The sequence below is a fragment of the Dyadobacter sp. 32 genome, assembly GCF_902506755.1.
In the GTDB taxonomy this organism is placed as follows: domain Bacteria; phylum Bacteroidota; class Bacteroidia; order Cytophagales; family Spirosomataceae; genus Dyadobacter.
The window spans coordinates 5,698,054-5,712,285 of the sequence record NZ_LR735258.1 but is presented as its reverse complement, the minus strand read 5'-3'; the positions used below and the strand labels follow the sequence as shown (position 1 = coordinate 5,712,285).

Annotated in this window: 8 protein-coding genes; 2 read left to right on the top strand and 6 right to left on the bottom strand. The window is 46.8% G+C overall.

All coding sequences use genetic code 11. The annotated features are described in order from the left end of the window. The first annotated feature begins 171 nt into the window (after window positions 1–171). Window positions 172–948: a class I SAM-dependent methyltransferase gene (locus DYADSP32_RS23405; RefSeq protein WP_149240497.1), complete on the top strand. Its 777-nt coding sequence runs from the start codon at window positions 172–174 to the stop codon at window positions 946–948. Between the two features lie 97 nt (window positions 949–1,045). On the opposite strand, the gene DYADSP32_RS23400 is transcribed toward DYADSP32_RS23405, so the two are convergent. The 5 genes from DYADSP32_RS23400 to DYADSP32_RS23380 form a co-directional block, all read right to left on the bottom strand. Beyond that, a complete protein-coding gene (locus DYADSP32_RS23400; protein ID WP_414617998.1) occupies window positions 1,046–3,019 on the bottom strand; it encodes a RagB/SusD family nutrient uptake outer membrane protein in 1,974 nt (657 codons plus the stop codon). 30 nt (window positions 3,020–3,049) lie between these two features. Continuing rightward, window positions 3,050–6,415 (bottom strand): TonB-dependent receptor, encoded by a 3,366-nt coding sequence (locus DYADSP32_RS23395; RefSeq protein ID WP_414617997.1) that lies wholly within the window; start codon window positions 6,413–6,415, stop codon window positions 3,050–3,052. A 231-nt stretch (window positions 6,416–6,646) separates the two neighbouring features. After that, entirely contained in the window at window positions 6,647–7,741 is a 1,095-nt protein-coding gene (locus DYADSP32_RS23390; protein ID WP_149240499.1) for a FecR family protein, read from the bottom strand. A gap of 83 nt (window positions 7,742–7,824) precedes the next feature. Beyond that, the gene (locus DYADSP32_RS23385) at window positions 7,825–8,412 is read right to left on the bottom strand and encodes a sigma-70 family RNA polymerase sigma factor (protein ID WP_149240500.1); all 588 of its coding nucleotides are present in this window, start codon (window positions 8,410–8,412) and stop codon (window positions 7,825–7,827) included. Between the two features lie 288 nt (window positions 8,413–8,700). Next, window positions 8,701–9,882: a M23 family metallopeptidase gene (locus DYADSP32_RS23380; protein WP_149240501.1), complete on the bottom strand. Its 1,182-nt coding sequence runs from the start codon at window positions 9,880–9,882 to the stop codon at window positions 8,701–8,703. 305 nt (window positions 9,883–10,187) lie between these two features. On the opposite strand from DYADSP32_RS23380, the gene DYADSP32_RS23375 reads away from it, so the two are divergent. Beyond that, window positions 10,188–10,769, top strand: a complete 582-nt coding sequence (locus tag DYADSP32_RS23375; protein WP_149240502.1) for a hypothetical protein — start codon at window positions 10,188–10,190, stop codon at window positions 10,767–10,769. A 61-nt stretch (window positions 10,770–10,830) separates the two neighbouring features. Here DYADSP32_RS23375 and DYADSP32_RS23370 read toward each other — a convergent pair whose 3' ends face one another. Further along, a complete protein-coding gene (locus DYADSP32_RS23370; protein ID WP_414617996.1) occupies window positions 10,831–14,223 on the bottom strand; it encodes a carbohydrate-binding protein in 3,393 nt (1,130 codons plus the stop codon). Between the last annotated feature and the right edge of the window lie 9 nt (window positions 14,224–14,232).

The following is a 14,232-nucleotide window of genomic DNA, read 5'->3' as shown; positions in this document are numbered from 1 at the left end:
ACCGGATGGCTCTGAGATCCATTATTATGGCTATTCAAAGTCAGGTTCCAGATATCGAAATGATGCCGGTTGCAGAAAATTATTTTCACGATGGTATGGATTTTTGAAGGTTCATTACAACCCTACTCTTAAAAAAGTGTCCTTCAATTAAATTTATCCCCCCCGCAATAGATGAAAACGCCATCCCTAAGAGAATTGTTTTACAGCCACGACGGCAATCTGATCCACAAGTGGGATCACTATTTTGACATTTATGAAAAGTATTTTTCCAAGTATCGGGGAAAAGAGCTGAACATCCTGGAAATTGGTATTTCTCATGGGGGATCCTTGCAGCTTTGGAAAAAATATTTTGGCGACGGTGTCAATATCTACGCCATAGACATCAACCCGGAGTGCCAGAAATTTGAAGATGACCAAACCAAAATATTCATTGGTTCTCAGAGCGACCGGCAATTTCTGGAATCGGTAATATCCCAAATACCGCTCATGGACATTATCATTGATGATGGAGGCCACCGGATGGACCACCAGCTGGTGTCGTTCGAGATGCTTTACATGAAAGTGAAGGAAGGTGGCATTTACCTCGTGGAAGACACGCATACCTCCTACTGGACCGAATTTTACGGCGGACTCCGAAATCCAGGTTCATTTATTGAAAAATCCAAAGGACTGATCGACTCCCTTTATGAAAGTCACATCCACGAAAAGGAAAGAATTGAAACCAGCGATGTTGCCCGCCATATTCAATCCATTGCTTTTTACGACAGCATTGTCGTTTTTGAAAAACACTTGCGCGCTGCTCCTTTTCACACGCAGGTAGGTCATGATGCGATCGTTCCGTTCGACCCCGTGGTGAAGAGAAAACCTTCATTTCTGGAAGTATTATTTTCGAAGTTTAAAAAGAAGCAAAGACATCCTTTTGACGTGAATGACAGAGGTCGGTTGTAGCTATCTCAACGGTGGGACGTAAGCCCCTCTAAAGTGTCTGGCATAAAAAAAACGGAGATACCTGCTTGATATCTCCGTCCAAAAAAGCAATAACAGATTACCATCCGGGGTTTTGCATCGCCTGCTTCTCCTCAGTCGTCAACGGTCTTCCGCCGTTTTGGATGGCATCGAGGAAGGTTTGCGGAATGGGCCTCAGATAATGTTTGGCTGCATTGGGTTTTGCCTCATCGTTAAATGCACCTGCTCTTGCGACCAAAGTTTTGGTACGTGCAAGATCTTCCCATCGCATGAGCTCTCCCATCAACTCGCGTGAGCGCTCGTTCAGAATAAAATTTACGAATTTGCTTTCATTGGAAGTGGCACCGACTTTGCTGTAAAACTCGGTGGTTGCATTGTAGATATCAGTCACACTGTTCAAGTGCATTTTATCCAAACTGCTCGTGACTGTGACAGGTACATTATTTGATTCGTAATAGGTATTTTTATCTGAATAAGATACAAACTGGGCCGTATTGGCGGCTGTGTTATTTTTGTAAGACACGCCGCCGTCCACATGGAAAGCACGATCTTCGCCAGCCTTGTATGCCGCACGATCTCGAATTTTGTTGATATAGTTCAAGGCCTGGTCATACTGCTGCAGACGCCCGTAAGCTTCGGCTGCGATCAGATAGGTTTCGGCAAGGCGTGCCAGTATGCCGTCCCGGTGACCAAACTGTGACGCCACTGAGATGCGTGAGCCATCTGCGAACTTGGACAAGGCCACAAACCTGCTGGCCTCGTAGTTGCCGTGCCCGCCCAGGAAGTTTTCGGCCTGACCACTGAAATACCTCACAAACATGTGTGGTGCCCTGAGCTGGATATTTTCGGGAGTGTACCGGGTATCACCGGCACCGTTTACAATATAAAGTATTGCTTCTTCACCTCCTGCGAATTTGGGTTTGCCCACCAGAGCAGGGGACGGAGCAGTTGCTGCGGTCCATAGTGGCGCTCCTGCGGGGCGATTGCTCAAATACCTGGTTTTAAAACTTTTCCAGAAACGGCTGTCATTGACCCGGTCAAACACATCCAGTGCATAATCCGTAGATCTCAGGCGTTGAAACTCCCGTCCACCAGGCAAATCACGCTGCATACCCAGCATATTCTGGTAAACCGATGGATAAAAAAGGTGAACCTGATTCCCATATCGCCCTTGAGTAGATGTATTATTTGAAAATTGGGCGGAAAGGATAATTTCCGGAAGCTTTTCGGAAGCACCGTCGACGGCGGTGTAATTCCACAAATCACTGAAGTTGGTGGCCAGTGTGTGGGTGCCACTATTGATCACCAGATTGGCATATTTAACAACATTTTCGAGATCAGCCTGTTTGGAGCTGCTGTTCCATTCACTGTTGATCTCACTCGCTTTGTACAGATACGCTTTGGCTAAAAAATGCGCGGCCGCCCATTTGGTAATTCTTCCGGTTTCTGTTGCTGTGGCAGGAAGCAGTTCATAGGCTTTCTCCAGATCGCTGGTGATCTGTGCGTACACCTCCTGAGCGGTATTGCGCTTAAATTCCAGTTCAACGGCAGTGGATGGGTCGAGCTTTAATGGCACACCACCATACTGCTTTACCAGTTTGAAATAATCAAAGCCACGCATGAAATGTCCTTCACCAAGTCTTGTATTCTTGTTAGCACCCTCTCCGTAGAAAAGCGGCACATTTTTGATCACAATATTTGCCGAATTAATATTGCCATACATGTTATCCCACACCGTACCTACGTCACCTGTAAGCGAATTGAGATTGGCATCATACGAATTCCACATCTGCATGGTACGGTCACCTCCCACGGAAAACTCATCGGTGCCGTAATTGGTAGTGGTATAAGCCCATTCATAATTAAAATGGAATCTGAGGCTTTGGTACATTCCGGTCACCAATCCATCAAGCCCGTTGGGTGTCTCAAAATCCTGCGTACTTCTGGCGGTAATGAGATCCTCGTCCAGATACGACTCGTTACACGCGGACGGCACTGCCAGAAGCATCGCTGCAACACAAATTTTGCCCAGTAATATTTTTATATTCTTCATATTTTTTCGAAATGATAATGAACCGAACGATTAAAAACCAACATTTAACCCAAACACAAACCCTCTGTTAAATGTAGAGCCACCAAGATCCGGATCGATCCATGAAATGTTAGAGTAGAGCAAGCCAGGGTTCTGCACCTGGGCGTAAACCCGGCAGTTGGTCATTCTCAGTTTTTGGGTAAGCGAGTTTGGCACCGTATAGCCAAGCGAAATATTCCTGACCTTGACAAAGGACCCGTCCTGGTAATTCATCGCGCTTTTGAATGGATCTCCGGCTGCACTGTTGTAATTTGGGGAAGGGTACTCATTTGTTGGGTTTTCAGGCGTCCAGTAGTCTACCACCCGTTGTGCAAAACGGCCCTGAAGTGATTCCGCTCCTGTTGCCACTGTGAAACCTAAACGGCCAAACATAAAAACAGCCAGATCCCAGTTTTTGTAAGAAAAGTTGTTGTTGAAGCCAAACGTCCATTTTGGGCTGGAATTCCCTACAATCTTACGGTCGTTGTTGGCATCGATGCGATAGTCACCATTCAGGTCTGCGACACGAATATCACCCGCCTTGAAAGTGTGCCCTTTTTCATTAAACTTAGCCATTTTAGCCGCGTCTTCAGCGGTACTTTGCCAAATTCCCTGCTTGGTGTAATCATAGTAGACCGCCAGACGCTGACCGATAAACCAAAGGTTGGCAAGGTCGTCATTGGTACCATTGGCCAGTCTTACAATTTTGTCTTTATTAGCAGAGAAATTCAGCGTGGAAGACCATTCAAATCCGCTTCTTTTCACGTTTACCGTATTGATGGTCACATCAACTCCTTTATTTGCCGTCTCGCCAATATTGTCCCAGGTCGAAACATAACCTACGATGGAAGGGATACTTCTGCGCAGCAAAAGGTCGGTGGTACGTGAAGCGTACACATCCACTGTACCGCTGATACGGCGCCGGAACAGATCGAAGTCTACGCCCACGTTCCACTGGGTGGTGTGCTCCCAGCCCAGATTCAGGTTGGCCATCGAGATGGGGTTGGCAAGTGAAGCATCAGAAGACACGTAGCCCGCTTCAACCTTATTTCCCCAGGTGTAATAAAGCGTTTCTATAGCTCCCTTGGTCTGATATGGACTGATAGCCGCGTTTCCGGTACTACCGAATCCAACTCTGGCTTTAAGCTGGTTCACCCAGGAAACCGATTTCAGAAACTCTTCCCGATCGATATTCCAGGCCAAAGCAGCTGAGGGGAAAAAATCCCATTTGTTTCCATCAGCAAGCTGCGAAGCCCCGTCCCAGCGAACGGAGGCAGTTAACAGATATTTATCATTAAATCCATAATTGACCCGACCCATGTACGACAATAGCTGCGATTCACTCAACCCGGTGCCGAAACCGTCCAGACTGCTCACCGAATTCAGCTGGTGCCATTTCTGACTATTCCAGGGAAGTGCGGTCGCCGTCATCGTGCTGGTTTCAGTGAGGTTTTTCGATGCACTCTGAAGAAGCGTCACACCAACGGTATGCTTTTCAGCAAAGGTGCGGTCATAATAAAGCAAATTATCGAGTGTATAGGAGAATCGCGAAGTCTGGTTAAGCTGCGCATAGTTTGTTGACCCCGGTTCACCGCCACCCCGGTTGATGGAATTTTTGTCCATCCAGCGTCCGTTTCGCTGGTTATAGAAATCGGGACCAAAATTCACGCGGTATTTAAGGCCTTTCAAAATATCAACCTCGGCATACAACACACCGAGCGCACGTAAAACTTTCCGTTCGTTGATATTGTACTGGTCTTCTCCGATCGGATTCAGAATATTAATGTCCCCACCCGGCAAGTTGATTCGGCTTCCATCCGCATTAAACGGAACCGCGAATGGCAGCATTCCCTGTGCGGCAAAATAGAGATTTCCCGGGCCGGTAGCGTTGCTGGTGGCGTATCCATAATTCTGCATACTGAAAGTACCATTGATGCTTCCACCAAACTTGAACCATTTCACGGGTGTGAGCTCTACACTGAACTTGGAGTTGAAACGTTCAAAATCCTGACCGAGCTGCGTTCCGTCCTGGAACAGATAGCCAATGGATCCGTAAGCCCTCATTTTATCCGTACCACCGCTTACGTTCAGCGTGTGATCCTGGGTAACGCCGGTTTTTAGAACCATATCCGTCCAGTTGGTCGTTGGTACCAGGTCCCCGTTAAACGTCCCACCCTGCCATCCTTTGAGTACGTTGGCCAGCGCATTGGCATCTCCTCCAAATATCCTTTCATCATCTTTCTGAGTTGCCACAGCCGGGTAAGTTCCTCCGCGGCGGTAGGCATCGCGGCGAAATTCAATGTACTGCCCCGAATTCATCATGTCGGTGCGGTCGTACATTTTTTCGATAGTCGTCGTCCCAATGTAATTCAGCGACAACTTTCCGGCGCTTCCTCGTTTGGTGGTCACCAATACCACACCATTGGCTCCCCGCGAACCGAAAACTGCGGTTGCAGAGGCATCTTTCAATATATCAATGGACTCAATATCATTGGGGTTGATCGATTCGATCCCACCTGCTGCCAATGGAATTCCATCGACCACATACAGCGGAGAATTACCCGCACTAAGTGAACGGCTTCCCCTTATACGTATGCTTCCCATTTCGCCCGGGCGTTCATTGGAAGTAATATCCACACCGGCTGCTCTTCCCTGCATGGCCTGTAGCACATTGGCAACCGGTCTCTTTTTGATTTCATCTGCACCCACACTGACGACCGACCCGGTTACATCACTTTTCTTCACACGGTTGTATCCGATCACGACTACTTCCTCAAGCGTCTTATTGTCGACCGCCAAAACCAGATCCACCACAGACTGGTTACCAACTTCAACTTCACGGGATAAATAACCTACAAATGAAAAGATGAGAACAGGAGCACCATCCGGCACCTCGATCGTATACTTTCCGTTCAGGTCGGTTGTTGTTCCACGGTTGGTGCCCTTCACAATGATACTTACTCCTGGTAGTGCTTCTTTGTTTTCGTCCAGAACGGCACCACTGATGGTGCGGTCAACAGGAGCTATTGTTTCCTCTGTGACCGCAGATGCCTGCTCCTTTTCTAATGCTTTACGCAATACGATCTGCTTGTTCAGAATAATGTACGAGACACCAAAGGGTGTGAGAATCCGATCCAGAACATCTTCCAGGCGTTCATCATTGGCATATAGAATTACAGCCTGGCCTTTTGGGATCAGCTTAGAATTAAAGGATATCCTCAAATTTGACGCCTTACTGATCTGATCCAGTGCGCTTCGCATCTCCGTGTTTTCACGGGAAATCGTGATACGTTTGTTAAGCAATTCCTGAGCCGCTCCGGCATAGGAAACACCGTAAAGCACCAACGTAATTAAAATCTGTATTGTAGTAATTTTCATAATCCTAAACCACAGACTAACGTAATTTTGTTTTTTTTGCATAGATTTAATGAGTTTTTGTGATTTGAAAAGCCAAAAACATTTCCTCATGCTCCCCGGCAAGGGAGCAGCTTGAGTAGTGCAAGTCGGGGAATTTTAGCCGGTCATGGTACGAACATGCCCGGCTTTTTTATTGATTTTCAGGGAGGAGAGTATACGTGCATAGGTTTATTATTTTGGTTAGGTGAAATTTTATTGATTGCATCCCTGCGAAACCACACGAATGTGTCCGTCTTCCACAACATAAGTGGTGCCCGGGCCTACCGCATTACATACGATGTTGAGCTTCTCGAATAAGGGCTCGTCGGTAAGATTGGTCGTAAGCTCACACCCCGTAAACACGGCAGGATCCATATCTATTTTAAGACCATATGCGGCACCTATTTCTTTAAAAACGCTGGCCACGGGAGCATCTTCAAAGGAATAAGCATTACGGGTGGCGGGTACGTACCGGAGCATTTCCTTGGATGGAAGATCCTTTCTGTCGAAATGCAACTTTTCCCGGTTAAACACCAGCTGCTCGTTTGGAATCAGATTGATTGTTGTACCAGCCTCTTCTTTTCGAGAATCTTTGTTCTTGTCCGGTAAAGTCGTTACGGCCACTTTGCCCGTTTTTACAACCACCGAAAAATCCGCATCTCCGGCATAGGCTGTAATGGTGAAACTGGTACCCAGCACTTTGGTCACCATTTCGCCTGAATAAACAATAAAAGGTGCGCCCGGATCTTTCGTCACCTCAAAAAATGCCTTCCCTGTGAGCAATACTTCACGATTTCCATTTGGCATTTTTTTGTATTTCAGATTGCTTTGCGGATGAAGCAGCACCGAACTACCATCCGGCAACGCCACAGGCATTACGGATTGGGTGGTATTGGCATGGGCAAATTCGATTTTGACGGCAGGGATTGTGATGATTTTAGCAGCAACAGAATCCTCCACATTTTGATTTTTCCAATTGTACCAACCTAAAAGACCGGAAATGAGTACAACGGCCGCAGCAGCACGCCATACCCAGGCCGGTGAGAAGCGATTCCTTTTTTTCATTACTGCACCCAGGCTCTCTCTGCTTATTGTTTCAAAATAATCATCAGCGAAAGGTTCATCCTTGACATGGATGGCCAAAATAAATTCACGGGCAATCATGGCCTCCTTTTTTTGATCGGGGTGCTTATTCAGCCACTTGCTCAGCGAAGCCTCCGTGTTGCGAAACCCCCCTTCCAGCACCCACTGACGAAAATTCTCGTCTGACAAAAAATCGTCTGCTTTGTAATCGGAATAGTTTATCATGAAATCTTACTATTGCTTTATATAGGCAGTAGCAGCGCTTTCATTTATTTATACTGGTTTGATCCTATATTTTTTTGAAATTTTTAAAAAAAATATAATTTGAGGTATACAAGCAGCAGGGATACGGAATTGACAGGAAAAGATTCACGCAAAGAAGCAAGCGCTTCATGGATCAGATTGGTGGCTGTCTGATATTTTATGCCCATCACCTCGGCTATTTCATCGTTACTCAGATTTTCGTAGAACCGAAGGTAAATAGCTTCCTTTTGGCGTCGTGGTAATCGATTGATATATTGGTTGATCAACTGCACCCGCTCGGCTTCCGTTTCACTTTCGATCAGACGTGTTTCAATAGAAAAATCCACAAGAAAAGGGATCTCCTCTTCCCGGTCAGTACTGATGAAAACACGCTCACGCTTCAAAGCATTGATGATTTTCCTTCTCAGACAGGTAAACAGATAAGGACGTATTTCGGTGAGCTGCCTGAGCCCGGTTCGATATTGCCAAAGCTGGATGTAAACCTCCTGGATACAATCCTGAATCAGCAGATCATCCTTTACCATTTTTCTGCCATACAGAGCCAGCGGTTTACCATACAGACGAATAAGCTCAGCCAAGGCCTTTTCGTTGCCACCGGTAAAATGCATCCATAATTGCTCTTCCTCTGACATTCCTCTGAATTGAAAACCTGGATACTATAACGTAACGTTTAGGAGTATCGGTAAATAGTAAAATTTAATCCTTTCAAATTAACAAAAATAAAATGAGCATTGCAGGGATGAACCAAGATTTAACCGGACAATGGCTCACCTTACATGTAGTTACTGATAATGTATAAAACACATAGTAACATAGAGAACATAGGGTTTTGAATGGACGCGGCAGGTTTTTACCGCTCTGACGAATCAACCTTTATGCCACTTTGTGCAGAAATTTACCGGATCGGATAACGAACATGCTCAATCCGACACCGTCAGTTTCACCCCGTCCTGCTTTTTGATTTCGACCAAGGGTACAGTAGGTATATACCCTCTCCTTCCATCGGGCATGGCTACACGATAACCCTTTGCCATTTGACCGATGACCAAAACCGTGCTATTACCTGGCAAAGCATCCATTTTGCTTTCCGGTTGCAAAGAGGAAGTATGGAAGACATTCACCTTTTTGCGGATCAGAACTGAATCACCCAGCCATTTTGAAGCTTCAGGAAGACGGGGGATCTTTTCCTTTTGGTCATTTATAAAGGGCAATGGATTTACTGCACCATAGCCCCGCGAGTAAACGCCAAAATGCAAATGTGGAGATGTGGTGACTGCATTACCCGTATTGCCAACCAATCCAAGGGTATCGCCACGACTCACCCGGGTCCCTGTGGCAACCAACTGACTATCCAGATGTGCATAGTAGAGCGAGTAGGGACTGTCACTTGCCGACAGGAACACCACTTTCCCTCCAAGGTTATTGGTACCAACCTGTGTGATAAAACCATCAGTTGACGCAACTGCCGGTGTTCCACGTCTGGCTTTGATGTCCACACCTTCATGAGCCCTGGCACCGCGATCACGTTGGGCACCCCAAAAACTGATCAAATCCTGCATACCATGACTGGCTACCGGGAAAGACAGCGTCGGCTGTGTGGTTATGGAAATCGCGACGGTTAATTTTTCATTGAGCCCCGTTTGCATCCGGAGCAGCAGCGTATCCCCTTCGTGATTCGCGTAGGTAATCTGTTCTTCGCCGGTTTTCAGGTATTCGACCCGCTTTGGTTTTCCGTTATTCCTCAGGGTATACAATTCCACAAACAACCTGGAAACGGAATCTTCCTGATTACGGAGCGGCGTGACCACCACATTTCTTCCTTCAGGCACCATGATTCGGATGGACTGGGCGGGTGTTGAATCGCCGAGATAAAATCGTTCCTGGTACGGAGCCATTGAAAACAGTGTGTCCGTCAGAACAGCTTTACTTACCTTGAACCAGGTTTGCCCCGCCTGCGTTTTCTCAAGTTTTTCTTTAAGCAAATCCCTTTCGTAGTGTTCCTGCGGTGTCACCGGAAACCAGTGGGTTACCGGAACAGGTTTACAGGAAGTAAAAAAGATTACCAATGCCAAAAGAGCAACGATTCTTTGTAAAAGCCTCATTTGTTGAATGAATGGTTTATTCACGAACCAATAACAAATTCGTGCCATTCACCCTGACAAAGTTTACCCAACCCTTTTGTAGATGGTCTCAGTGGCCCTGTCTTCCTGCCCTTCCGGCGAATAATCTATCCTTTGATGCGCTATGAAAGCCAACTGGCAGTTGTGCATCATCTTATTCCTGAAAAACCCACAAAAGCACATGCGTTACTAATGATAGCTCTTTGCAGGTCGTTAAATTCGTTGTAGAACCATATTAACTACCTAAACCGTATCTTTGCAGGGAATTTAGAAATGACGAAAAGAATATGTTATTCAAACAAAAAGATCTGGAAGGAATAAAGGCGGGAAACATTACCCTGTCGTTCCGTAACTGGAAAAAACTTTCAGTAAATGTAGGTAGTGAAATAAAGACAACTGTAGGTGTTGTGAAGATCGGCTCGATACGGGAAGTGAAGCTGGAAGACATCACGGATGAAGAAGCCAAAGCCGCAGGATTTGCAAGCGCCAAATCACTCACTGGCCTTTTGGCAAGCCAAAAAGAGGGGAAAATTTATAAAATCGCTGTAACGTATCTGCAAGAAGACCCCAGAATAGAGTTGCGTGAGCAGAATGTCATCACCGAGGAAGAATTCAACGAAATAAGAAAGGCGCTGGAGAATCTGGATAAATTCAGCAAGGTGGGTAAATGGACAATCAAAACACTCCAGGCCATACGGGAAAATCCAAAAATGAAGTCAGCCGATCTGGCTGTAATCACAAAAAAAGAAAAAGAGTGGTTGAAACTGAATGTGCGTAAGTTGAAAGGGCTTGGACTGACCATCAGCCATGAACCTGGCTACTCACTGTCACCCAGAGGCGAGGTATATCTGAGTATTATAGGGAAATAGAAAGGAGGGCTTATGTGCTAAATTACACAAGCCCTCCTTCTCCGGCTAAACGGGGTGTAAATCAAATGCCCTTCACCACTTTTCTGAAAACCCGTTCTTTCCCGTGCTTGAGCTCTAGAATGTAAGTCCCGACAGGCAGATGTGAAATATTTAATTCTTTCACAGCCGATTTCCCCGACTTGCTTGTGTGCTCCGTATTATGTAAACGACCCAGGCTGGCATCGAACAACTTGATTTCCACCTCGCCGTCTTTGAAGTCCGACAGATCCACCATGATATAATCGTGGGCAGGATTGGGATAAATGTTCAGATTGTTGGTGTAGACCTTGTCCACCGGAGCGGTTTCCTCAGCAGCCATTCTCGCATTCGATCCACTGGTTGCTACGACAAAAACAGGCGTTTCGCCGGCAGTGACGGTCACTTTTCCGTCAACAATCGGCAGATCTTGTACGGCCATATTATCACTTCCCGGTTGTGGCGTATATATTTTTGCAATACCCGGTTCTCCCAAATCCAGGTTATACTCAACCGTACTGCCGTTTTCTGACGGAACGGTTAGGATATATAACGACTTGCCATCCAGTTCATAGCGGTCTACAATGGGCGTATGCAGACTTGTATCAGCGGCTGTACTTTCCTGAAAGACGTAATTCCCAAAAAGCTTGTTGGTTTGTAAAAAATAATCCGCTGCCGGTCGGCGGGTGTATTCATTGCTGATCAGCCCTGATGTGGCAAACATGCCCCCAGACGAATTATCATCGTACATCTGATAATAGAAAATCTTCTCAATGCCATGGCGGGCCGAAAACAGGGAAGTTCTCAATAGCCAGTCGGCCTGGGTTTGCAAAGCTGTTTTGTTTCCAATTGGAATGGCTTTCAATGGACTGCTCTGATGTACATCATACCCGGCTTCGGTGATCCACACGGGCATGTCCTGGGAAACCTCCCGCGATACCTTTACGAAACTTGCTAATACATCGGCAGCCGTGGTTACCTCCGGCGCCGCTCCACGGGTGGACGTTCCGCTCTGGTTTGACGTAGTATTGTCCGTATAATGGTGAAAGTTTACAATGTCCCAGCACAGATTCACCGAGCCATCGGGGTGATATCCCCGAAATTCTTTACACCAGTCGACCATGCCTTTCACGTAATCCGGGCCTGTCACAAGGCCTGCGATCACCACCTTCATATTGGGGTCTGCATTCTTTACACCAATCGCGGGACCCATGCTGTTCTTATGGCCATCGTAAAATGCAGATAGGTTTGCCGCGTACTCACGGGCTGTCTGGTAACCTTTCCGTCCCTTCCACCACTTATCCCGTTCATTGTCACATTCAATATATTTGATCAGGTCAAGGCCGATCCTGACGGTATTCGGGTAATCCCCAAACCATCTGGGCGTAGTGGAAACGCTCAACAACTGAGGATCTACATTCGGGTTACTCCCATAACGTGCAGCGTACTGAAAAGCCACCCTAGCCTGCTCAATGTACGAGACCGGATCGGAAAAGCTCTTGCCATAACGTACCGGAACGTTTTCCGCATCCCGTTCATTTTCAGGATAGGTTACACGCATCCAGTTAGGCTGGGTTTTGAGGCACGCCAGCACCTCCATATTTGCTGCTTTGCACCTTTCGTAGATCAGGTCATAATTCCAACTGCCACTTAGGGTAGGATTGTAGGAAAAAACCCCTTCTGTTGACTCAAGTTTTTCCCAATCCATGTAATGCCTGATGCCCGTAAAGCTCCGGGCCAGCGTCATTTTATGCTCATCCATAAACTCCGGATGAATGCCATTCTGAAAGTTCCATTCGTACGCATTCACACCAAGCATATCCCGGAGCCTGATCTGCTTTTGACGCGGTGCTGCCAAAGTGCTGTCGGGCGCTTTGTATGTGCCGTAAAATTCAATTTCTGTAGGCAGGTTGTTGGGAATGGTTAGGATCAGATAACGGGCATTCGAGATGGTTGTATCCAGCCTGAACTGGTCATCTCCATACAAGTTGCGTTCCGGATAAGGACCCACCCAACCGTTGAATCTATCTCCGGTAAACGTCGCAATGGGAATTCGCTGCCACTGCGCTGTGATCATGGACAACACCATGGGCTGATCACCGGTAGAACCTGTGTAGTCGAAAAGCTTTATGCCCTTCAAGTTTATCTCTTCACCCTCTTCCAGGGGATAGTACGCCTCATAGTTGTTAATTACTTTTCCCCAGCCTGTATGGACATCCACTTGTGTTTCTCCGTCAAAGAACCCCTCGAGCCCGTTGGCAGCATTCGTAAGCTGATACCATCTTTTGGGGTCGATGGGTATTTTGGTACCAATCCCCGGATCATTGGACCCTCCCCCGCCGGTAACAATGAGCGTGCGCTCAATACTTTGGGCTGGCAAAAAATAATCATTACCCGGCTGTGAGGCTGTTATCGTCACCTGCCCAGCAGCTAAGATGGTAGCCTTCCATATTCCACTTGTGTTGGACACTGCCACAATTGAAGGATTGGAGGAAGTGAAAACGATGGGGGTTACGGTATTGGTGCTGGAAGCAGAGAGGTTGAATTCTCCATCGGAGATCGTTTTGGCAGGCAGTTCGGCAAATGTGATTACCGATGCCGATTGTACTGAACCATGAACAGCTTCGAACCAGTTGAAATTAAATGCGCCTACTTCGGCAAATATGCGGAGTATCTGGCTACCCTGTGAAAGGTTGACGGTCGTAGAAATGGTAGCCCAACTCTGCCAGCCACCTGTTTGCGGTACCTCTACACGCCCCAATACACTACCACTAAAATTCTTCACTTCAATAACGCCGTCGCCATAGCTGTTGGCAACCCGAAAATTTAAAGTATACGACCCTGACAACGGAACGTCGACGTTGTAGTCCATCCAGTCCCCATCATCAATGTAGCCCAGATTCATCCCTCCATCCACATCGCCGCAGGATTCAATTCTTACATCGAACATACCGTCATAACTTTCGGCCTCCACTCTTCCTGAGAGTGTTCTCGACCCCACCGCTTCGAACCAGTTCAGGTTAAAGTTTCCATTTTCTGCAAAAACTCTTAACACTTGGTTTCCGGCAGGTAAGGGTACGTTCATTGCGACGGTCTGCCACCCTTGCCATCCGCCGGTCTCGGGTACTTTTACCCGTCCTAATACATCACCGAGACTGTTTTTGAGCAACAAAAATGCCTGTGGTTCATAGCTATTGGCAATTCGGAAATGAAAAGTGTAGAATCCGCCGGACGCTACATGGACATTGTAATCCATCCAGCTGCCGTCCAATATCCATCCGACATTCTGGCCACCGCCGGTATCCTGGGTACCCTCGGTGCCAACAGCATGAGAAGCATCGTAATTTTCGGCCTCAATTTTACCTGGTAATGATGGATACGACTGTCCCAGGCAGTACACGTTCACAACAACAAAAATGAGGAGTAAAGCTAATCTCATAACGAATGA

Bases quoted from the DNA above. Each gene is read 5' to 3' on its own strand.
- DYADSP32_RS23405 (WP_149240497.1), top strand. From the start codon at position 172: ATGAAAACGCCATCCCTAAGAGAATTGTTTTACAGCCACGACGGCAAT.
- DYADSP32_RS23400 (WP_414617998.1), bottom strand. From the start codon at position 3,019: ATGAAGAATATAAAAATATTACTGGGCAAAATTTGTGTTGCAGCGATG.
- DYADSP32_RS23395 (WP_414617997.1), bottom strand. From the start codon at position 6,415: ATGAAAATTACTACAATACAGATTTTAATTACGTTGGTGCTTTACGGT.
- DYADSP32_RS23390 (WP_149240499.1), bottom strand. From the start codon at position 7,741: ATGATAAACTATTCCGATTACAAAGCAGACGATTTTTTGTCAGACGAG.
- DYADSP32_RS23385 (WP_149240500.1), bottom strand. From the start codon at position 8,412: ATGTCAGAGGAAGAGCAATTATGGATGCATTTTACCGGTGGCAACGAA.
- DYADSP32_RS23380 (WP_149240501.1), bottom strand. From the start codon at position 9,882: ATGAGGCTTTTACAAAGAATCGTTGCTCTTTTGGCATTGGTAATCTTT.
- DYADSP32_RS23375 (WP_149240502.1), top strand. From the start codon at position 10,188: ATGTTATTCAAACAAAAAGATCTGGAAGGAATAAAGGCGGGAAACATT.
- DYADSP32_RS23370 (WP_414617996.1), bottom strand. From the start codon at position 14,223: ATGAGATTAGCTTTACTCCTCATTTTTGTTGTTGTGAACGTGTACTGC.